The following is an 18,343-nucleotide window of genomic DNA, read 5'->3' as shown; positions in this document are numbered from 1 at the left end:
GGAACGACCTATGTTTTATCGTGAAAACGGCCAGTTCAAGACCAGCTATGCGGCAGACCAACAGATCTTTGGCGTGGCGCAAGACCGCTGGGCCATCTTGCTGGTGCTGGCCTTCGCCTTTCTGATCGTCCCCTTTGTCGCCAGTGACTACACCTTTCAGGCGATCCTGATTCCCTTCGTCATCATGTCGCTGGGAGCGCTGGGTCTCAATATCCTCGTGGGCTACTGCGGTCAGATCTCTCTGGGAACCGCCGCCTTCATGGCCGTAGGCGCTTATGCGGCCTACAACCTGCAGGCCCGCATCGAAGGCATGCCGCTGCTGCTGGCATTGATCGGCGGCGGCGTGGTGGCCATGGTGTTCGGTGTGATCTTCGGCCTGCCCAGCTTGCGCATTCGTGGCCTGTATCTGGCCGTGGCCACACTGGCCGCCCAGTTCTTTGTGGACTGGCTGACCACCCGCGCTGCCTGGGTCACCAACAACTCCTCGTCCGGCTCGGTCAGTGCCAAGCCGCTGGCCATCTTGAGCTGGCAGATCGACACCCCCATGGAGAAATACCTGCTGTGCCTGGTGCTGCTGTGCGTGCTGGCCCTGGCGGCCAAGAATCTGGTGCGCAGCGCCATTGGCCGCGAGTGGATGGCCATGCGCGACATGGATGTAGCCGCCGCCGTGATCGGCATTCGCCCCACCTACGCCAAGCTCTCTGCCTTTGCCGTCAGCAGCTTCATCGTCGGCGTGGCTGGCGCACTCTGGGGCTTTGTGCACCTGGGTGCCTGGGAGCCCGCCGCCTTCAGCCTGGATCGTTCGCTGCAGCTACTGTTCATGATCATCATCGGCGGTCTGGGCTCGATTGTTGGCAGCATCTTTGGCGCGGCCTTCTTCGTGCTGCTGCCGCTGCTGCTCAATCAGGTGCCGCACTGGCTGGGGCTGCCCCTTTCAACGGCCACCGCCACCTATCTGGAACACATGATTTTTGGTGCCCTCATCGTGTTCTTCCTGATTGTGGAACCGCATGGATTGGCCAAGCTGTGGGCAACCGCACGCCAAAAGCTACGTGTCTGGCCCTTCCCACATTGATATGAAACACCTCCAGAGTCGCTTCGCGCCTTCCTCCTCTCTCGCTTCTCGGGAGGAGGACGACATCCTCGCTGCGGGGCGGCCCTTGCTGAATGCGTCTGAGACGGCTCTTGCCAGATCCAAAGACCGTTTTCATTGCCTTAGCTCATATTTTTCTTAAGACACCACAGAGTGCCTGCCCGGGACTTTGTCCCAAACCAACCAAGGAGACAGTTGATGATGTTCAAGAAAGTTGCGATGGCTGCCACTACTGTGGCGGCAAGCATGGGCGCCTTGATGACTGCGCCCGCCGTGCAGGCACAAGAACAGTTTGTCCCTCTGCTGGTGTACCGCACCGGTCAGTTCGCACCTCTGGGTATCCCATGGGCCGACGGCAAGCAGGACTACCTCAAGCTCATCAACGCCAAGGGCGGCATCAATGGGGTGAAGATCAAGTTTGAAGAATGCGAAACCGCTTATGACACCGCCAAAGGCGTGGAATGCTATGAGCGTCTGAAAGGCAAGGATGGCGGCGCATCCGGTTTTGACACCCAGTCCACCGGCATTACCTTTGCCGTAACGGACAAGGCCGTGGGCGACAAGATTCCTGTGGTCACGCCCGGCTATGGCCTGTCGCAATCGGCAGACGGCAAGGTTTTCGAGTGGAACTTCCCGCTGCTGGGCAATTACTGGACCGCCGCCGACTCCATCATCCAGGACATCCTGAAGAAGGAAAAAGGCAACCTCAAGGGCAAGAAGATCGCCCTCGTCTATCACGACTCGCCTTATGGCAAGGAGCCCATTCCATTGCTGGAAAAGCGCGCCGCCAAGGAAGGCTTTGAGTTGATCAAGCTGCCCGTGACAGCACCGGGTGTGGAGCAAAAATCGACCTGGCTGCAAATTCGCCAGAACCGCCCCGACTATGTGCTGCTGTGGTCTGCCGGCGTGATGACACCGACTGCCGTGCGAGAAGCACAGGCCACGGGCTACCCCCGCGAGAAAATGTATGCCATCTGGTGGGGCGGATCCGACCATGATGTGAAAGACATCGGTGCAGGTGCCAAGGGTTACAACACCGTGACCATTCACAACACGGCCGAGCGCGACAAGGTGCATGACGAAGTCAAGGCCCAGATTTACGACAAGAACCAGGGCACGGCCAAGGACGCCAAGGAGCTGGGCCAGCTGGCACACACCCGCGGCATGGTGATTTCCATGCTGCAGGTCGAAGCCATTCGCACCGCGCAAGACAAGTTCGGCAAGGGCAAGGTCATGACGCCCGAGCAAGTGCGCTGGGGCCTGGAGAACCTGAACCTGACCCAGGCTCGTCTCAATGAGCTGGGCTTTGGAAAAATGATTCGCCCCTTCAAGACCAGCTGCGACAACCACCTGGGCGCCGACTGGGCGCGCATTGCCACCTGGGACGGTGCCAAGTTCACCGTGACTTCCGACTGGTACCAATCCGACAAGACCTTGATTGATCCCCTGGTCAAGGAATACGCGGACAAGTACGCCAAGGAAAAGAACGTCAAGGTACGTAGCTGCAGCTAAGCAGCCCACAGGCCCGGCCCCTTGCGGGTTGGGCCTGTTTTCAAGATAAAAATGCCTCAAGAGCTTACCAGTCAAACGGAAGCCGCTATCAATTTAGAGATCATCAGGTGATGCCATGAGTGATACAGCGCCCACAGTTTCCGCCTCCACCAAGCCTGCGCCGCTGGTGGAAGTCAATGGCATCGAGGTCATCTACAACCATGTCATTTTGGTGCTCAAAGGCGTGTCGCTGCAGGTGCCCCACCAGAGCATCGTGGCGCTATTGGGTGGCAATGGCGCGGGCAAGACGACCACGCTGCGCGCCATCTCCAACCTGCTCAAGGGCGAGCGCGGCGAAGTCACCAAAGGCGGGATCACGCTGGAGGGCGAGCAGATTGCCAATCTCTCGCCAGCTGATCTGGTCAAGCGCGGTGTGGTGCAAGTCATGGAAGGCCGCCATTGCTTTGCCCACCTGAGCATTGAAGAAAACCTGCTGACGGGCAGCTACACCCGCACAGACAAAGGCGAGATCGCCGCCAATCTGGAAAAGGTCTACAACTACTTCCCACGCCTCAAGACCAGGCGCACCAGCCAGGCCGCGTACACATCGGGGGGCGAGCAGCAGATGTGCGCCATCGGCCGCGCGCTGATGAGCAACCCGCGCATGGTGCTGCTGGACGAGCCTTCCATGGGTCTGGCGCCGCAAATCGTGGACGAGGTGTTCCACATCGTCAAAGACCTCAACAGCAAGGAAAAAGTCACCTTCCTGCTGGCCGAGCAGAACACCAATATGGCACTCAAATACGCCGACTACGGCTACATCATGGAAAGCGGCCGCATCGTGATGGACGGCCCGGCTTCTGATCTCGCCAGCAATGAAGACGTCAAGGAGTTTTATCTGGGCGTTGGCGGTGGGGAGCGGAAGAGTTTCAAGGATGTGAAGAGCTACAAACGGCGCAAGCGCTGGCTGGCTTGATGGATACCCCCTGAGCGGCTTCGCCGCTTCTCCCAGCCTCACTGCGCGGCGGCGCTTGCTCGCTGTCTCAGACTTCAGGCCGCGCCAGTTTTAAAGATTTGCTTTCAGATTTTTCGACAGGATTTGCCATGAGTGCTTTCTACGACGCGCTGGAAACGCGCAGCCCTGATGAACGCGAAGCGGCATTGCTGGCTGCGCTGCCCACTCAGATCGCCCATGCGCAGCAGCGCTCCGGCGCTTTTGCAGAAATTCTCAAAGGTGTGAGTCCAGCAACCATCACCAGCCGCACGGCGCTGGCGCAACTGCCCGTGACGCGCAAGAGCGAGCTACTGGAGCGGCAAGGCGCACAGCGCCCGCAGCAAATTTTTGGTGGCTTCAACGCCATTGACCCGGGCCACGAAATGCCCAGGCTGTTTGCCAGCCCCGGCCCCATCTATGAGCCCGAAAGCCGCCGCCCTGATTACTGGCGCATGGCGCGCTCCATGTATGCCGCAGGCTTTCGCGCGGGCGAGCTGGTGCACAACTGCTTTTCCTATCACTTTGTACCTGCAGGCTCGATGATGGAAACCGGTGCTCACGCCCTGGGCTGCACGGTGTTTGCAGGCGGTACCGGCCAAACCGAGCAGCAGGTTCAGGCCATGGTCGACCTGCAGCCCGCCGCCTATGTGGGCACGCCCAGCTTTCTGAAAATCATTGTGGAAAAAGCGCAGGAGATGAACGTCAAGCTACCCAGTCTGACCAAGGCCATGGTCAGCGGCGAAGCTTTTCCGCCCTCGCTGTGCACGTGGATGCGCGACCATGGGATTGACGCGTATCAGAGCTATGGCACGGCTGATCTGGGCCTGATTGCCTATGAAACCTCGGCCCGTGAAGGACTGATACTCGACGAAGGCGTGATCGTAGAAATCGTGCGCCCCGGCACGGGAGACCCCGTGGCCGAAGGCGAGGTCGGCGAGCTGGTCATCACCACGCTCAACCCCGACTATCCGCTCATCCGTTTTGGCACCGGCGACCTGTCCGCCTATCTGCCCGGCCAATGCCCCACCGGCCGCACCAATGCCCGCATCAAGGGCTGGATGGGCCGCGCCGATCAGACCACCAAGGTGCGCGGCATGTTCGTGCATGCCAAGCAGGTGGCCGAAGTCGTCAAGCGCTTTCCGCAGATCGGTAAAGCCAGGCTGGTGGTCACGGGCGAGATGGCCAACGACCAGATGCAGCTGCTGGTGGAAACCACGGAAACCGCCCCCGGCTTTGCCCTGCAGGTGATTGAAGCCCTGCGCGAAGTGACCAAGTTGCGCGGCGAGGTACGGATGGTGGCACCGGGCAGCCTGCCCAATGACGGCAAGGTGGTGGAGGACGCCCGGTCTTACCAGTAAGTGCCAAAACCGGCTGGGTCGCAGCGGCACATTTGCGCAAGCGCAAGTCGCTCGTAAATACCCGAATGCTCACGGGATAACACTTAGAAAATAAGTAAAACCCTACACGTTCGGACTCCCTAGAATCCGGCCTTACACCTGATTCAGGCGATTTGCCTGACTCGTTCAGACTAGATTTTTAGGGGGAGACACCATGAAGACTTTTTTCAAAATCGCCACCGTGGCTTTGGCCGCTGCAGCAGCCATGAGCAGCCACGCCGACAGCAACTACCCTGTCGCCGGCAAGACCATCACCATCATTGTTCCGTTCACGGCCGGCGGCCCCACCGACAAGGTCGCCCGTGACCTCGCCGAGTCCATGCGCAAGCAGCTGGGCAATGCCACCATCGTGATCGACAACGCCGACGGCGCTGGCAGCACCATCGGCATCGGCAAAGCTGCGCGTGCCAAGAATGACGGCTACACGCTGCTGCTGACACACATCGCCATGTCGACCATCCCGACGCTGTATCGCAAGCTGCCCTTCAATGTGCTCAACGACTTTGAGTACGCCGGCATCATCAACGATGTGCCCATGACATTGATCGGCCGCCCGACACTGCCCGCCAAGAATTTCGCTGAAGTCAAAGACTGGGTCAGCAAGAATCAAGGCAAGGTGAACCTGGCCAACGCTGGCGTGGGCTCCGCCTCGCACCTGTGCGGCCTGATGTTCCAGTCGGCTCTGCAGCAAGACATGACGCCCGTGCCTTACAAGGGTGCAGCCCCCGCGATTGCCGATCTGATGGGCAATCAGGTCGACCTGCTGTGCGACCAGACCACCAATACCACATCGCAGATCGCTGCCAAGAAGGTGCAGGCCTATGGTGTGACCACCACCAAGCAGCTGACGACGCCTGCGCTCAAGGACCTGCCCACACTGCAGTCTCTGGGCCTGAAGGACTTCAACGTCACCATCTGGCACGGCCTGTACGCGCCCAAGGGCACACCTGCTGATGTGGTCGCCAAGGTCAACGCAGCCATGAAGACTTCGCTGAAGGATCCTGAGTTCATCAAGCGCCAGGAAGCGCTGGGTGCCGTGATCGCCTCAGATGACCGTATCAATCCCGCAGGTCACAAGAAGTTTGTGGAAAGCGAAATTGCCAAGTGGGGCCAGGTCATCAAGGCCGCAGGCATCTACGCCGACTAATCAAGCACCTGAACCAATAAAAAAGCCTGCGAAAGCAGGCTTTTTTATTGGTGGTCGGAGCAGAGAGCGCTGCTTACCAGGTGACATCCTTGCCCTCGGCTGCACTGCGGCGCAGCATATCGACCAGCGGCACGATGCGCTTGGCCAGAGCCACGCTGTCGTGGCTCACAGGATCGGCATCTTCGTCCTGCTCATCGCCCTCAGGCTGAGCATTGCTCTGGCCATTACGCCGCGCGGCTTCTTCTGCGGCGGCGGCTTCCAGAGCCGCGATGGCGGCCGGAATTTGCGCTACGGTGATGATGCCTTGCGCATCATCAGGCGACTTGCCCATGATTTCCAGCAGCGTGCGGGCATTGGCATCCAGCATGATGAGATCTGCGGTGGCGCGCGATTTGAATTTATAGGGCATGGTGCTGTTCCTTCAACGGTAGATGTATTCGCGGTTGAAAGGATAGCCGCTCTGCGCGCCTTTCATTTCACCGGTAGCCAGGTCGCCATCAGGTCTGCTGCACAGCATCTGATGCAGGGCAATCCAGCCATGCTCAAAACCCATGGCGCTGCCCGCCAGATACAAGCGATAAGCGCGTATGGCCTTGGCGGCCTTCGCCTCGTCATACTGGGCCTGCAGTATGGCCTGAGCCTCGCCCAGTTGCGCCTCCAGCGCATCCGACCAGGCCCAGAGCGTGCGCGCATAGTGGGGGCGCAGGTTTTCCGTGTCCACCATCTCCAGCCCGCTGGCCGCCACATCGTGCAACACGCGACTCACATGCATCAGCTCGCCGCCGGGGAAGATGTAGCGGTTGATGAAGTCGCCCATGCCCGCGCCCAGCTCTACGTTGCTGACGCCGCCTGCGGTGATGCCATGCACCAGCGCCAGCCCACCGGGTTTAAGCATGGCGTAGATGGTCTCAAAGTATTCAGGCAGATTGGCGCTGCCCACATGCTCGAACATGCCAACCGAGCCAATCTTGTCAAAGGGCTGTACACCCTCCATCTGCCGGTAGTCCCGCAACTCCACCTGCACGCGGCCCTGCAGGCCTTTTTCGGCAATCAGCCGCTGGACATGGTCAAACTGGTTGCGCGACAGGGTGATGCCGTGGGCCTGCACGCCGTAGTGCTCTGCGGCCCAGAAAATCAAGCCACCCCAGCCCGAGCCAATGTCCCAGAAGCGTTCGCCCGGCTGCAGCTTGAGCTTTTTGCAGATGTGGTCCAGCTTGGCTTCTTGCGCCTGGGCCAATGTCATGCCCGCCTCTTTGTAATAAGCGCAGGAATAAACGCGGCGCGGGTCTAGCCACAGCGTGTAGAAATCATCCGAGAGGTCGTAGTGAAACTGAATTTGCTCAGCATCATGCGTCAGCGTGTGCATGGCCAGCGAGCGAGCCTTGGAGATGGTCTGCCCCAGCCATGAGGGGGTATGACTGATCGGGTCTCCGTGCAGCAGGCCAGCAGCCACGGCCATGATGTCGCGCGGGCTGCCCTGCACTTCGACCCAGCCCTCAACAATGGCCGAGGCCACAGAACCTACCTCGCCCCCTAGCAGCGCCGCAAACGCTTTGGGAGAGCGAAAGATCAGCTGAACCGCACTGCCTTCAGGGCCGGTACGCTCACCCGAGGGGAGTTGCACCGATACCGTCACCGGAAGTTTTTCAAGCAGCGGCGCCAATGTGCTCAACAGGTTTTTCATGAAAACCATTGTTCACATCGACTATGGCAGGGTCAAGACGGGAAACTTCTCAACTACAAGGAAAGCCAGTTCAGGGCTCAGCTGCGAGCATTCACCAGCTTTTGATAGGCCTTGAGCGTTGCGGGTGCCACGGACTGCAGCACCTGTTCATACGCCGTCTTGTGGCGTGCCAGCAGGCGCATGGATGCCACGGTGCGGCCACGGCAGAACCAGTGGCAGGTGTGCTGCATCAGCATCAGCTCAGCCGTCATGGTGAAGGCACGGCGTTTGCGCTCTTCCTCGTCGGTGGCATCACCCACGCGGGCCGCAGCCATGGCCTTGGCGTGCAGCTTCATGGCCTCGCGCACATCCAGCGTGGCCGATGGCAGAACGCGGGTCATATAAGGCAAAGCCAGTGGCAAGGTGCTGGCGCGCGTCTGCTCAGCAGGCAGGGTGGCAAATTCATCGGCAAAGCGCTGAAACTGACTGACCAGACTGCTTTCGGTATTCTCAAGCACGGGCCAGATCTGATCACGGCGTTGGGCATCTGGCTCACCCAGCACGCGCAGATAGCCCTCCATCAGGTTGGCCATGAGTTTTTCAATCTGAAAACTCGACAAGTGCTGGCCCAGCAGCTGGGTGTGCTGGCGCTGCTCTTGCTTCTTGAGCACAAAGAGCACGGTGGTGACAATGATGGCGAGAGTTAAAAAATCCATGAAACAGAACCAGACTGGCGGACAAGCGCAATGAGAAAAAGGATGAGTGTAGTCAGCCTGACGGCTGCACTAGGCATTAGCGCCGTAATTGTCGGTCTTGCGGGCTGCAGCAGCGCAGGCTATTACTGGCAAGGATTCAAGGGGCAGATGCAAATCATGCAGGCCGCCAAACCCATTGATGACTGGCTGACCGACGAGGCACTAAGTCCGGCGCTGCGCCAGCGGCTGCAAACCGCGCGGCAGATGCGGCGCTTTGCCAGCCAGCAACTGGCCCTGCCCGACAACACCAGCTACACCCGCTTTGCCCAGCTGCAGCGCCCGTTTGCCGTGTGGAATGTGGTGGCCGCGCCGCCCTACAGCCTGACCATGCACCAGTGGTGCTTTCCCATCACCGGCTGCATTGCCTACCGCGGCTATTTCGCCAAGGGCGATGCGCAGACCGAGGCCAGCGCCATGCAAGCCCAGGGGCTGGAAACCAGCGTCTACGGCGTGCCCGCCTATTCAACGCTGGGCTATCTGAACTGGCTAGGGGGCGACCCGCTGCTCAGCACCTTTACCCACTGGCAGGAGGGCGACTTTGCCGGCCTGTTGTTCCATGAACTGGCGCATCAGCTGCTGTATGTGAAGAACGACTCGGCCTTCAACGAATCCTTTGCCAGCACGGTGGAGCGGATTGCCACGCCGCTGTGGCTGCAAACCCATGCCAGCGCCGCCACGCAAAAGCGCTGGCAGCAAGGCCAGCAGCGCCGCTCACTCTGGCAGCAGCTGAAGCGCGAGACCCGCCAGCGCCTGCAGAGCATTTATGAGTCAAACAGCACTCAACCGCTTGATGAGCAAGCGCTGATAGCTATCAAAAAAACAGTGTTTTCAGAATTTCGTGCCAGTTATGCACAGCTCAGAGCGCAATGGCTGGCCGTCGATGAGCCACTGCTCACCACGTTTGCACTGCGTGAGCAGTACCTGCAGCGACTGGCCCAGACCGATGACTGGGTAGCGAGCGCCAACAACGCCAGCTTTGGAGCCCTTTCCACCTACGACGACTGGGTTCCGGCCATGACGCACTGGTGGCAGCAGCTGCGCGGCAATGACCCGGCAACACCCGAGACTTGGCAGCGCTTTTACGCCCAAATGCGCGAGCTGGCCGAATTGCCTGCCGATGAACGCCGCCAACGCCTGTGCGCGCAGTGGAATGAAGCCGCTACGGCAGTCGCGCTCTGCCAATCAACCCGGTAAAAAAAATAAACAATTGCTTACAGGGGTTAACCATCTAGGAGGCTTCAGCGGTTTTTAAGAAAGTCCCGCCAGACTTCGCCGATACCTATTTACCCGCTGACGTTGTGGCTAACCTAGACTCCGCACTTCCCCCCTCGCACAAGCGACTTTTCCAGCCCCGGACCCCCCAGTTCATCGCTCTGGCTCTGGCCATCTGGCTGACGCTGACAGCCAACTGGGCCTTGTGGCTGCGCCTGCCTGAACTGGATGGCTACCACGGCAGCCTGACCCTGCTGGCCATTCGCATCCTGCCACTGGTGCTGGGTGCCAGCCTGCTGGCCACGGCCCTGTTCGCCTGGCCTCGCTTTACCAAGCCTTTCTGGATGGCGCTGCTGCTGGTGGCAGCCAGTGCCCAGTACTTCATGGTCAGCTACGGCACGGTCATGGACAAAGGCATGATTCACAACATCCTGCAAACGGATGCGCGTGAAAGTGCCGACCTGTTCAACATCAAGCTGCTGGGCGAGATGCTGGTGGTCGCCATACTGCCGGCTATCTGGCTGTGGAAAACCCCTCTCAAGCCTGCTCGAAGCGCTCTGCGCAATGTGCTGCGCACGGCGCTGATGCTCGTGCTGGGCGCAGCGCTCATCGCAGCGTCGCTGGCCGTGTCGTACAAAGACCTGGCGCCTGTGGTGCGCAACAACCTGTGGCTGCGCTACATGATCAACCCGATCAACCCGGTGCTCTCCGCCGCATCGGTGGCGCTGGACCCTATCCTCAACAAGACCAAGCCCTTTGTCAGCATCACGGCGGGCGCGGCGCTGGGCACAAGCTATGCCGCCGCTCAAAAGCCACCGCTGCTGGTGCTCGTGGTGGGTGAGACTGCCCGCGCCAAGAACTTCAGCCTCAACGGCTATGCACGCGACACCAACCCCGAACTGTCCAAACTCGACGTGCTGAGCTGGCGCAATGCCCGCTCCTGCGGCACCAGCACCCGCGAGTCCGTGCCCTGCATGTTCTCCAATCTGGGGCGCGAAGGCTATTACGCCTCCAAGATCGAGCATGACAACCTGCTCGACGTCATACAGGCCGCCGGTCTGGCCGTGCTCTGGGTCGACAACCAAGCAGGCTGCAAAGGCGTGTGCAAGCGCATTCCCATGGCCGATACCGCCGACAGCGTGAACACCGCTGCAGGCAAGGCGCTGTGCAGCAAAGACGGCGAATGTCTGGACGGCCTGCTGCTCAATGGCCTGGATGAACGTATCGCCAAGCTGGACCCCGCACGCCGCGCCAAAGGCCTGGTGCTGGTCATGCACCAGATGGGCAGCCATGGCCCTGAGTACTTCAAGCGCTCCACGCCCGATCTCAAGGCCTTCAAGCCTGAGTGCGCCACCAACGCCCTGTCGAGCTGCAGCAAGGAAAGCGTGGTCAACGTCTACGACAACTCCATTCGCTACACCGACCACTTTCTGGCCCAGACCATCGACTGGCTCAAGACCCAGCAAAGCCAGTACGAAACCGGCATGTTCTACATGTCCGACCACGGCGAATCACTGGGCGAGCTGGGCGTGTACCTACACGGCATGCCCTATGCCATGGCGCCTGATGACCAGAAGCATGTCCCCATGATTAGCTGGCTGGGCACGCTGGGCGCGCGCACCCGTCTTGACCAGAGCTGCCTGAGCAAGACGCTGGATCAGCCGTTCTCGCACGACAACCTGTTCCACACGGTGCTGGGCTTGATGGATGTGACAACGCCTACCTACAAGCCGCCTATGGACGCGTTCTCCAGCTGCCGCAAAGCCAGCTAAGCGTCACACTCTGCCGAAAACAAAAGGCCTGCCAGATTCATGATCTGGCAGGCCTTTTCCTTTTATGGATAGTGCTCAGGCAGCTATCAAAATCAGTGCGATGGTTTCAAATCACTCACCCTGTGAGCCACGATGGGCCCAGCCCGTGGTGTGCTTTTCGACCAGGTTGAACAGCTCATACATCACCATCGCCATAGCGCCCACCACGATGAGCCCGGCAAACGCCAGCCCCATCTGCATGGAGGAGCCGGCGGAGACCAGAAGGTAGCCAATGCCTTCGTTGGCGGCCGTCATCTCGCTGACAGTAGTGCCCACAAACGCCAGCGTGATCGCCACTTTGAGCGAACCAAAAAAGTAGGGCAACGAACGTGGCAGACCGACCTTCATCAGCACATCCCAGCGCTTGGCACCCAGCACGCGCAGCACGTCTTCCAGCTCAGGCTCCAGCGTGGCCAGCCCTGTCGCGATATTGACCATGACGGGGAAGAAGCTGATAAGAAACGCCGTCAGAATCGCCGGCCCCGCGCCAATGCCGAACCAGACCACCAGAATCGGCACAAACGCCGCCTTGGGCAGCGCATTGAACGCCGTCATCAACGGGTAGAAGGCTGCATAGGCCAAGCGCGAGGAACCGATCAGAAAGCCCAGTAGCACGCCCACCACAATCGCCAGTCCAAAGCCCGCCATCGTCACCCAGTAGGTGCGCCACGCGTGCATGGCAATCGTGCCTGCAAACTCATAAAGTTGATGACCTATGGCCCAGGGGCTGGGGAAGATGAATTCCGACACGCCAAAGCCCGCGCAGATCACCTGCCAGAGCAGCACGATCAGCAGCAGCAAGACCCACGGTGCCCAGCGTTCCGCTATTTTTTTGTGCTTCATGGTGCGCCTTATTGGTTGATCACAGTGGCGCTTGACGCGCCACTCTTGCGCATGGCACCGATATGGCCACGCAGTTCATAAACAATGTCTGAAAACTCTGGCGTGTAGGTCACTTCCAGATCACGCGGACGTGGAAGATCGATGTCGCGGCGCACCACAAATCGACCAGGGCTCTTGCTCATCACATAGATGGTGTCGGCCAGAAAAACGCTTTCGCGCAGGTCGTGCGTGACCAGAATCACGTTGAACTTCTGCTCGGCCTGCAGGTCCCGCAAAATGCACCACAGCTCCTCACGGGTGAAGGCATCCAGCGCGCCGAAGGGCTCATCCAGCAACAGCATCTGCGGCTCATGAATCAATGCCCGGCAAATGCTGGCGCGCTGCTGCATGCCGCCTGAAAGCTGCCACGGGAACTTGCGCTCATAGCCCGCCAGCCCCACCTTGGCCAGCAGCGCAATCGCACGCGCCTCATATTCCTTGCGCTTTTTCTTGAACTGCGAGCGGTGCGGCTCCACGATCTCCAGCGGCAGCAGCACATTGTCCAGCGTGGTGCGCCAGGGCAGCAGCGACGATGACTGAAACGCCATGCCCGAGATTTTGAGTGGTCCGGTCACGCGCTCGCCATCCACGGTAATCCGTCCTATGGACGGCATCTTCAGCCCCGTAGTCAGCTTCATAAAGGTGGACTTGCCGCAACCCGACGGACCGACGATAGCGATGAACTCGCCACGCTTGACCGTCAGGTCAATCGCCTCCACCGCAAAGTGATTGGCCTGCAGCAATTCCTCGTTGTAGGCCAGCCAGACATCCTTGAATTCGACAAACGGTCTGGCAGTTTCAGTATCTGATGAGTTCATAAGAAACAGGGCTGTAGCGCTTATCAATCAAGCGCATCCAGCTATCAATCAATGAGTAATTACTTCTTGGGGAAGACGTCGAGATCGGCAACAGGCGGCAGAAATCGGCCGCTCCAGACCAGATCAGGATTCACGCGGGTCTTGGTCGCGTACACATCCGACACCTGCGATGCCATCAGCGCCATGCGTGTGGCATTGATCTGGCCAAAACCCTCGGCACGTGCATCGCTGGTGTTGACCACGCCATCCAGCGCCAGCTGCAGGCGGCGGGTTTCCATGGCGGTGTTGACGATGCCGTCACGCTCTTTCACATAAGCAATGGAAGCTGCCGGGCTGGCCATGACCTCCTTGGCCCCTTTGGCAAAGGCTTTGAGAAAAGCGCGAATGGCTTCGGGGTTCTCGCGCACCATCTTGGCGCTGGCGATGATGGCGTTGCCGTAGTGCTTCACACCGTTGTCCGCAAACGGCATGACCACCACATCAGAAGCCTTGACACCACGCGCTTCCAGATTCAGCAGCGATGTGAAGCTGAAGCCCGTGATCGCATCAATATCACCACGCACCAGCATGGTCTCGCGCAGTGGTGGGTCCATGCTCGTCCACTGCACATCGCCCACCTTGTTGGCCTTGGCAAACAGCGCAAAACCACGGCGGCCACCATCAAACACCGGTGCGCCCATCTTCTTGCCCGTCAGATCCGCAGGCTTGGCGATACCGCTTTTCTTCAGAGCCAGCACCGATGATGGCGTGCTGTTGTAGACCATCATCACGGCCACAGGCTTGTCTTTCACCTCGGGGTTATTGGCGTAAAACTCCATCAGCGCTGCCATGTCGGCAAAACCCATGTCATACGACCCTGATGCCACGCGCTGAATGGCTCCGCCAGAGCCACTGCCCGCATCCACCACCACATTCAGACCTGCGGCCTGAAAGTAGCCCTTAGCGACAGGCTGCAAGAACAGGGCAGACGGCCCTTCAAAGCGCCAGTCCAGCTGAAACTTGATGGGCGTGGCGGCAAAGGCTGCCGTGGTGCTGGCGTAAGCACCCAGAGCCAGCACGGTCTGCATGAACAGTCGCTTGGTTTGCATGGTGAATTCCTCTCTCGTTGGCTTATAAAAATTCAATTCGTTCAGCTTTTCCAGCCACCCTGGTGCGACTGGCTAGCCTCGGCGATGAGTGACGGGCCAATACATTCAATGGGGTGTGACGAACGCTCAAAAACGTCGCGGCAAGACAGCTCTGCATCCTTCTGATCCAGCCTCTCTCCACGAAATACGCGCAGGCGCTCGGCATCAATGCCATAGACCACGCGGCCAATCGCAGACCAGAAAATGGCGCCCGCGCACATCACGCAGGGCTCGGCCGATGAATACAGCGTGGCGGTGGCCAGCGCATCACGGCAGTGCAGCGGGCTGGCCAGGCGAATAGCCGACAGCTCGGCATGGGCCGTGCAGTCGCCGCTTTCGCCATTGGCATTGCTGGCCTCGGCCAGCACGCGACCATTGGCCGCCACAATCAGCGCGCCAAACGGGCGGTTGCCGCGCTCACGCGCTTTGTCAGCCAAGGCGATGGCCTGGCGCAGATAGCGGCCATCCACGTCATTCAGTGCTTGTTCTTGAGGCAAGGACATGTGCATCTGCTCCTCAGGCCTTGAGCATTCGCACCGACTTGGGCGGCAACATGCTGCTGTTGAACAGGGCATCCGCCGATGGCGTTGTTTTGAGCGCAAAGGTTTGCACCACGCTGTCCACCTGCTGCTCCAGAAGGCGCTTGCTGAAATCGCCCAGACCATGGCTTTTCGTGTCTGCCGCCGCAATGTACTGGGTGGTGATGGCCCAGCGCGCCAGCTCCGTTTTTTCATCCAGAATCGGTTCGCGCTGGCGCACGGCCGCGACTGCAGCGGCCGGGTTGGCAATGCACTCCACAATCGCTCGGTTGGTGGCGCGCAAAAAGGCGGCCACCAGCTGCGGCTTTTCGGCAATCAATGCGCTGGATGCAAGGATGGCGTTGCCATACAACTGCACGCCCGCATCGGTGTAATGCAGTATGGAAAGCTCTTCGGGCTTGATGCGCGCAAACAGCGACACCGCAGAGTCATGGAAATAAGTGGCGGCATCCACATCACCCCGCACCATCACGTTATCGCGGGCAGAAAATTCGGTGGTAGACCATGAAAACAGATCGGCAGGCAGATGCTTGTTGCGCGCAACCATGGGCCATGCACGGCGCGTGGATTCCACCGCCGCAGCGGCGACCTTCTTGCCCTTGAGACTCAGGAAATCAGAGGTAATCCCGCGATCTTTGCGTCCAATGATGACGAAGGGTGCGCGGTTGTAGTACTGATAGACCACCTGCACACGCGGCGTTCCAGCGTTCTGCGCATTGAACTCGATCAGCGAGCTGATATCACCCAGTCCCAGTTGGTAAGCGCCGCTGGCAATGCGAGTAATCGAAGCCACCGAGCCTGACCCCACGTCCAGACTCACATCCAGCCCTTCTTCGCGGTAGTAGCCGTTTTGCAGCGCCAGAAAAAAAGGTGCCGTCTGCGAGGTGACCCGAAAATCCAGCGTGAATTTCAGCGGAGTCAGCGACTTGCCCTGCGCATGCACCCAGGGCGCAGAACATAGGGGTAAGGCGGCGAGAAAATGACGACGTTGCATGGCGGAACTCTCAAGTCTTGGGGCACAGATCCAGCAGCACAGCCACTGGCAGAACATGAGCAATTTCCGGGCGCTGCGTGGATGGCAGGCTGAACGCTTCTACTCGTTCATCAACTAAGCAATTGGCGTGCCTGCTTTTTGACGCCTCTTAAAAGTAGCGCCAACGACTCACAACGGTGCAAGCCACCAACCACTGTGCATGCGTTGATGCACAGGTCTGCACCAAATTAAAGCAATGCACCAAAAATGCCGCCTCCTGCCCCGTAAGCCTTGCTGGCACGGTGTTTGCTGCACTTCAATCAAGAGTAGAAGCGTTCAGCACGGTGCACTGTTCTCAACCCGAGTTCAGCAGCTTCGCGGGTCATTGCTCTTGAAGCGGGTACGGCTTTGGCCGCACCTGTTCCTCACACTTCAGAGGCCCGCCATTTCAAGCCAACGCTCCCTGCGCGTGCGTCTGAAGTCATTGCAAGAGAGAGACTTATGCAGACCATGAATGCCAGCCAATCCACTTACGCACTGGGCGAACTCAACAAGGAAGCCCGCATGGGCGGACAGGGCGCAGAGACCAGCGCCCGCGAAGTGCGCGTCATCGATATCAGCCACTTTGAAGCGCGCAAGCCGGAAATTGCCGAACAGCTATGGAGCGCTTCGGTAGATATCGGCTTTTTTCAGGTGTCGGGCCATGGCATTGCACAGGCCGATATCGATGCCGCGTTTGAGCGTGCGCAGCAGTTCTTTGCCCTGCCCGCAGTAGTGAAGGCGCAATGGCCGCTGGCGCGCAACGCCGGCTGGGAGCACAAGGCGCAGATTCGCCCGTCCACCAAGACCCCAGACCAGAAAGAGTCCTACCAGGTCACACGCCCGCGCATGGAAGGGCTGTGGCCTGCGGAAGAAGAACTGGCAGGCTTTCAGCAAGCCACACTGGCGTTTGAACAGCAATGCTGGAAGGTTGGCATGCAGCTGCTGTCTTGCTTTGCCTACAAACTGGGTTTTGATGAAGACTTCTTTACCCGTGCGCATAACCCGGAAGTACCCAGCTATCAGAGCACGCTGCGCATGCTGCATTACTTTGCGGTAGACCCGGCATTGAAAGAAGAAACAGGCCTGTGGCGTGCCGGCGCGCATACCGACTTTGATTGCCTGACCCTGCTGTTCCAGCGTGCCGGTCAGGGCGGACTGCAAGTGCTGCCCGGCAAGGAGGCCGAGGCCCAGCAATGGACGCCAGTAAAGCCCGTCGACGGCGTCATCACCTGCAATATCGGCGACATGCTGACGCGCTGGAGCGACGACCAGCTACCCAGCAACTTTCACCGAGTACGCAATCCGCAGCCGCATGAATACCAGGGCTCGCGCTACAGCTTGGCGTTCTTCTGCCAGGCCAATGAAGATGCGGTGATTGAAGGCCCGGCAAAAAAATATCCGCCCATCACAGGGGCGGATTATCTGCGGCAGCGCATCTCGGCCAACTTCTCGAACAAGTACTGACACCTCCTGAACGGCTTCGCCGCCTCCCCCTCTCTGGCGCTATGCGCTAGAGGGGAACGGACAGCCTCGCTGCGAGACGGATCTTGCACGTTTTCTCTGGCTTCAGGCTGTGCCAGTTTCAAGCAGTGGTCACTTCAACGACGCGATCAGGTCAATATAAAGCTGCTTGGCTTCATCGGGCGAGGTGCCTTCGAGCTTGGCCCAGGCATCCCACTTGGCACGCGCCACCATGTCGGTGAAGCTGGGCTTCTTGGTCTCGTTGTCGCCATCTGTGGCCTGCTTGTACAGACCATAGATCTTGAGCAGCGTGGCGTTATCGGGGCGCTCGCTGATCGAGGTGGAATTCTTAACGGCTTCTTCAAACGTGGTGTTCAGATCGGACATGAAGGGTCTCCTAGGCTTTGAATAGTTCAGCTCAGTGTAGCCAAAAATCCATAAAATTAGAACGACCGTTCTTTTTATTTCACAGGGCGCTCAATCCTTGAAAAGCAGGACGTAGCGAAAGCCAGATTGGCACGTCACAGCCACGCCAGCCTTGGGCGCCTCACTCAGCTTCAGAACACCATGCGCAGACCCAATCAAAGAAAAATGCCAGCGCTTGGGGATAAAGCGCTGGCACAGATCTCAGCAATGGCTTTACAAGCCCTGCATTTTCACCACGCTGTCACGGCACGAGCACGGTAGATCCCATGGTCTTGCGCGGCTCCCGCGCGCGATGGGCTTGCGCAGCATCCGCCAGCGCAAACTCCTGCTGAGGCTCGCTGACGAGACGCCCCGCCAGCACGTGACCAAAGAGCTCTGCAGCCATGTCCAGCATATGCGAGCGAGGCTGGATGTAATGCATCATGAAGTTCGATACGACCTGGCACAACGCTGTGTGCACAACCCGGAGTACTCCGTCGGCCAGATCGCGTCCATACTGGGCTACAACAGCC

At 59.4% G+C, this 18,343-nt stretch carries 17 protein-coding genes and 1 pseudogene; 8 read left to right on the top strand and 10 right to left on the bottom strand.

Annotation, left to right across the window (positions count from 1 at the left end; translation table 11 throughout):
* Positions 1-10: 10 nt before the first annotated feature.
* The 5 genes from HF327_RS07740 (at position 11) to HF327_RS07720 (ending at position 6,122) form a co-directional block, all read left to right on the top strand.
* Complete coding sequence (locus tag HF327_RS07740) at positions 11-1,075, top strand: branched-chain amino acid ABC transporter permease (protein WP_169107680.1); 1,065 nt, start codon at positions 11-13, stop codon at positions 1,073-1,075.
* Between the two features lie 216 nt (positions 1,076-1,291).
* A complete protein-coding gene (locus HF327_RS07735; protein ID WP_169107679.1) occupies positions 1,292-2,605 on the top strand; it encodes an ABC transporter substrate-binding protein in 1,314 nt (437 codons plus the stop codon).
* A gap of 115 nt (positions 2,606-2,720) precedes the next feature.
* Positions 2,721-3,560 carry an ABC transporter ATP-binding protein gene (locus HF327_RS07730; RefSeq protein ID WP_169107678.1) on the top strand — a complete coding sequence of 280 codons (840 nt, stop codon included), beginning with the start codon at positions 2,721-2,723 and terminating at the stop codon, positions 3,558-3,560.
* A gap of 128 nt (positions 3,561-3,688) precedes the next feature.
* The gene (locus HF327_RS07725) at positions 3,689-4,936 is read left to right on the top strand and encodes a phenylacetate--CoA ligase family protein (protein WP_169107677.1); all 1,248 of its coding nucleotides are present in this window, start codon (positions 3,689-3,691) and stop codon (positions 4,934-4,936) included.
* Between the two features lie 193 nt (positions 4,937-5,129).
* Positions 5,130-6,122 (top strand): tripartite tricarboxylate transporter substrate-binding protein, encoded by a 993-nt coding sequence (locus HF327_RS07720; protein WP_169107676.1) that lies wholly within the window; start codon positions 5,130-5,132, stop codon positions 6,120-6,122.
* A 73-nt stretch (positions 6,123-6,195) separates the two neighbouring features.
* Here the strand turns inward: HF327_RS07720 and HF327_RS07715 are convergent, their stop codons facing one another.
* The 3 genes from HF327_RS07715 to HF327_RS07705 form a co-directional block, all read right to left on the bottom strand.
* Positions 6,196-6,531, bottom strand: a complete 336-nt coding sequence (locus HF327_RS07715) for a DUF1840 domain-containing protein (RefSeq protein WP_169107675.1) — start codon at positions 6,529-6,531, stop codon at positions 6,196-6,198.
* A gap of 12 nt (positions 6,532-6,543) precedes the next feature.
* On the bottom strand, positions 6,544-7,815 hold the full coding sequence (locus tag HF327_RS07710) for an SAM-dependent methyltransferase (RefSeq protein WP_169107674.1): 1,272 nt from the start codon (positions 7,813-7,815) through the stop codon (positions 6,544-6,546).
* Positions 7,816-7,883: 68 nt separating this feature from the next.
* A complete protein-coding gene (locus HF327_RS07705; RefSeq protein WP_169107673.1) occupies positions 7,884-8,501 on the bottom strand; it encodes a hypothetical protein in 618 nt (205 codons plus the stop codon).
* 42 nt (positions 8,502-8,543) lie between these two features.
* Between HF327_RS07705 and HF327_RS07700 the strand changes: the two genes are divergently transcribed.
* Together HF327_RS07700 and HF327_RS07695 are read left to right on the top strand one after the other, a co-directional pair.
* A complete protein-coding gene (locus HF327_RS07700; RefSeq protein ID WP_169107672.1) occupies positions 8,544-9,734 on the top strand; it encodes an aminopeptidase in 1,191 nt (396 codons plus the stop codon).
* Positions 9,735-9,838: 104 nt separating this feature from the next.
* Positions 9,839-11,524: a phosphoethanolamine transferase gene (locus HF327_RS07695; protein WP_169107671.1), complete on the top strand. Its 1,686-nt coding sequence runs from the start codon at positions 9,839-9,841 to the stop codon at positions 11,522-11,524.
* 111 nt (positions 11,525-11,635) lie between these two features.
* Here HF327_RS07695 and HF327_RS07690 read toward each other — a convergent pair whose 3' ends face one another.
* From HF327_RS07690 to HF327_RS07670, 5 genes are read right to left on the bottom strand one after another with little or no spacing between them, the layout of a single operon-like run.
* Entirely contained in the window at positions 11,636-12,406 is a 771-nt protein-coding gene (locus HF327_RS07690) for an ABC transporter permease (RefSeq protein WP_169107670.1), read from the bottom strand.
* An 8-nt stretch (positions 12,407-12,414) separates the two neighbouring features.
* Complete coding sequence (locus HF327_RS07685; RefSeq protein WP_169107669.1) at positions 12,415-13,263, bottom strand: ABC transporter ATP-binding protein; 849 nt, start codon at positions 13,261-13,263, stop codon at positions 12,415-12,417.
* Positions 13,264-13,322: 59 nt separating this feature from the next.
* A complete protein-coding gene (locus tag HF327_RS07680) occupies positions 13,323-14,351 on the bottom strand; it encodes an ABC transporter substrate-binding protein (protein ID WP_169107668.1) in 1,029 nt (342 codons plus the stop codon).
* Between the two features lie 41 nt (positions 14,352-14,392).
* Positions 14,393-14,893 (bottom strand): nucleoside deaminase, encoded by a 501-nt coding sequence (locus HF327_RS07675; RefSeq protein WP_169107667.1) that lies wholly within the window; start codon positions 14,891-14,893, stop codon positions 14,393-14,395.
* A 13-nt stretch (positions 14,894-14,906) separates the two neighbouring features.
* Complete coding sequence (locus tag HF327_RS07670; RefSeq protein WP_169107666.1) at positions 14,907-15,923, bottom strand: ABC transporter substrate-binding protein; 1,017 nt, start codon at positions 15,921-15,923, stop codon at positions 14,907-14,909.
* 489 nt (positions 15,924-16,412) lie between these two features.
* Between HF327_RS07670 and HF327_RS07665 the strand changes: the two genes are divergently transcribed.
* The gene (locus HF327_RS07665; RefSeq protein ID WP_407927030.1) at positions 16,413-17,408 is read left to right on the top strand and encodes an isopenicillin N synthase family dioxygenase; all 996 of its coding nucleotides are present in this window, start codon (positions 16,413-16,415) and stop codon (positions 17,406-17,408) included.
* A 129-nt stretch (positions 17,409-17,537) separates the two neighbouring features.
* Here the strand turns inward: HF327_RS07665 and HF327_RS07660 are convergent, their stop codons facing one another.
* Entirely contained in the window at positions 17,538-17,792 is a 255-nt protein-coding gene (locus HF327_RS07660; protein ID WP_169107664.1) for an acyl-CoA-binding protein, read from the bottom strand.
* Positions 17,793-18,072: 280 nt separating this feature from the next.
* Positions 18,073-18,255 (bottom strand): annotated as a pseudogene (locus tag HF327_RS07655) (quinone oxidoreductase); the annotation flags it as partial.
* Between the last annotated feature and the right edge of the window lie 88 nt (positions 18,256-18,343).

This window comes from Comamonas suwonensis (genome assembly GCF_012844455.2).
Lineage (GTDB): Bacteria > Pseudomonadota > Gammaproteobacteria > Burkholderiales > Burkholderiaceae_C > Comamonas > Comamonas suwonensis.
This window is presented reverse-complemented; position numbering and strand designations above follow the sequence as displayed.

Excerpts from the sequence above, each read along its gene's own strand:
- HF327_RS07680 (WP_169107668.1), bottom strand. The coding sequence starts at position 14,351 with ATGCAAACCAAGCGACTGTTCATGCAGACCGTGCTGGCTCTGGGTGCT.
- HF327_RS07735 (WP_169107679.1), top strand. The coding sequence starts at position 1,292 with ATGATGTTCAAGAAAGTTGCGATGGCTGCCACTACTGTGGCGGCAAGC.
- HF327_RS07685 (WP_169107669.1), bottom strand. The coding sequence starts at position 13,263 with ATGAACTCATCAGATACTGAAACTGCCAGACCGTTTGTCGAATTCAAG.
- HF327_RS07660 (WP_169107664.1), bottom strand. The coding sequence starts at position 17,792 with ATGTCCGATCTGAACACCACGTTTGAAGAAGCCGTTAAGAATTCCACC.
- HF327_RS07725 (WP_169107677.1), top strand. The coding sequence starts at position 3,689 with ATGAGTGCTTTCTACGACGCGCTGGAAACGCGCAGCCCTGATGAACGC.
- HF327_RS07705 (WP_169107673.1), bottom strand. The coding sequence starts at position 8,501 with ATGGATTTTTTAACTCTCGCCATCATTGTCACCACCGTGCTCTTTGTG.
- HF327_RS07720 (WP_169107676.1), top strand. The coding sequence starts at position 5,130 with ATGAAGACTTTTTTCAAAATCGCCACCGTGGCTTTGGCCGCTGCAGCA.
- HF327_RS07730 (WP_169107678.1), top strand. The coding sequence starts at position 2,721 with ATGAGTGATACAGCGCCCACAGTTTCCGCCTCCACCAAGCCTGCGCCG.
- HF327_RS07675 (WP_169107667.1), bottom strand. The coding sequence starts at position 14,893 with ATGTCCTTGCCTCAAGAACAAGCACTGAATGACGTGGATGGCCGCTAT.
- HF327_RS07700 (WP_169107672.1), top strand. The coding sequence starts at position 8,544 with ATGAGTGTAGTCAGCCTGACGGCTGCACTAGGCATTAGCGCCGTAATT.
- HF327_RS07690 (WP_169107670.1), bottom strand. The coding sequence starts at position 12,406 with ATGAAGCACAAAAAAATAGCGGAACGCTGGGCACCGTGGGTCTTGCTG.
- HF327_RS07715 (WP_169107675.1), bottom strand. The coding sequence starts at position 6,531 with ATGCCCTATAAATTCAAATCGCGCGCCACCGCAGATCTCATCATGCTG.
- HF327_RS07740 (WP_169107680.1), top strand. The coding sequence starts at position 11 with ATGTTTTATCGTGAAAACGGCCAGTTCAAGACCAGCTATGCGGCAGAC.
- HF327_RS07710 (WP_169107674.1), bottom strand. The coding sequence starts at position 7,815 with ATGGTTTTCATGAAAAACCTGTTGAGCACATTGGCGCCGCTGCTTGAA.
- HF327_RS07670 (WP_169107666.1), bottom strand. The coding sequence starts at position 15,923 with ATGCAACGTCGTCATTTTCTCGCCGCCTTACCCCTATGTTCTGCGCCC.
- HF327_RS07665 (WP_407927030.1), top strand. The coding sequence starts at position 16,413 with ATGAATGCCAGCCAATCCACTTACGCACTGGGCGAACTCAACAAGGAA.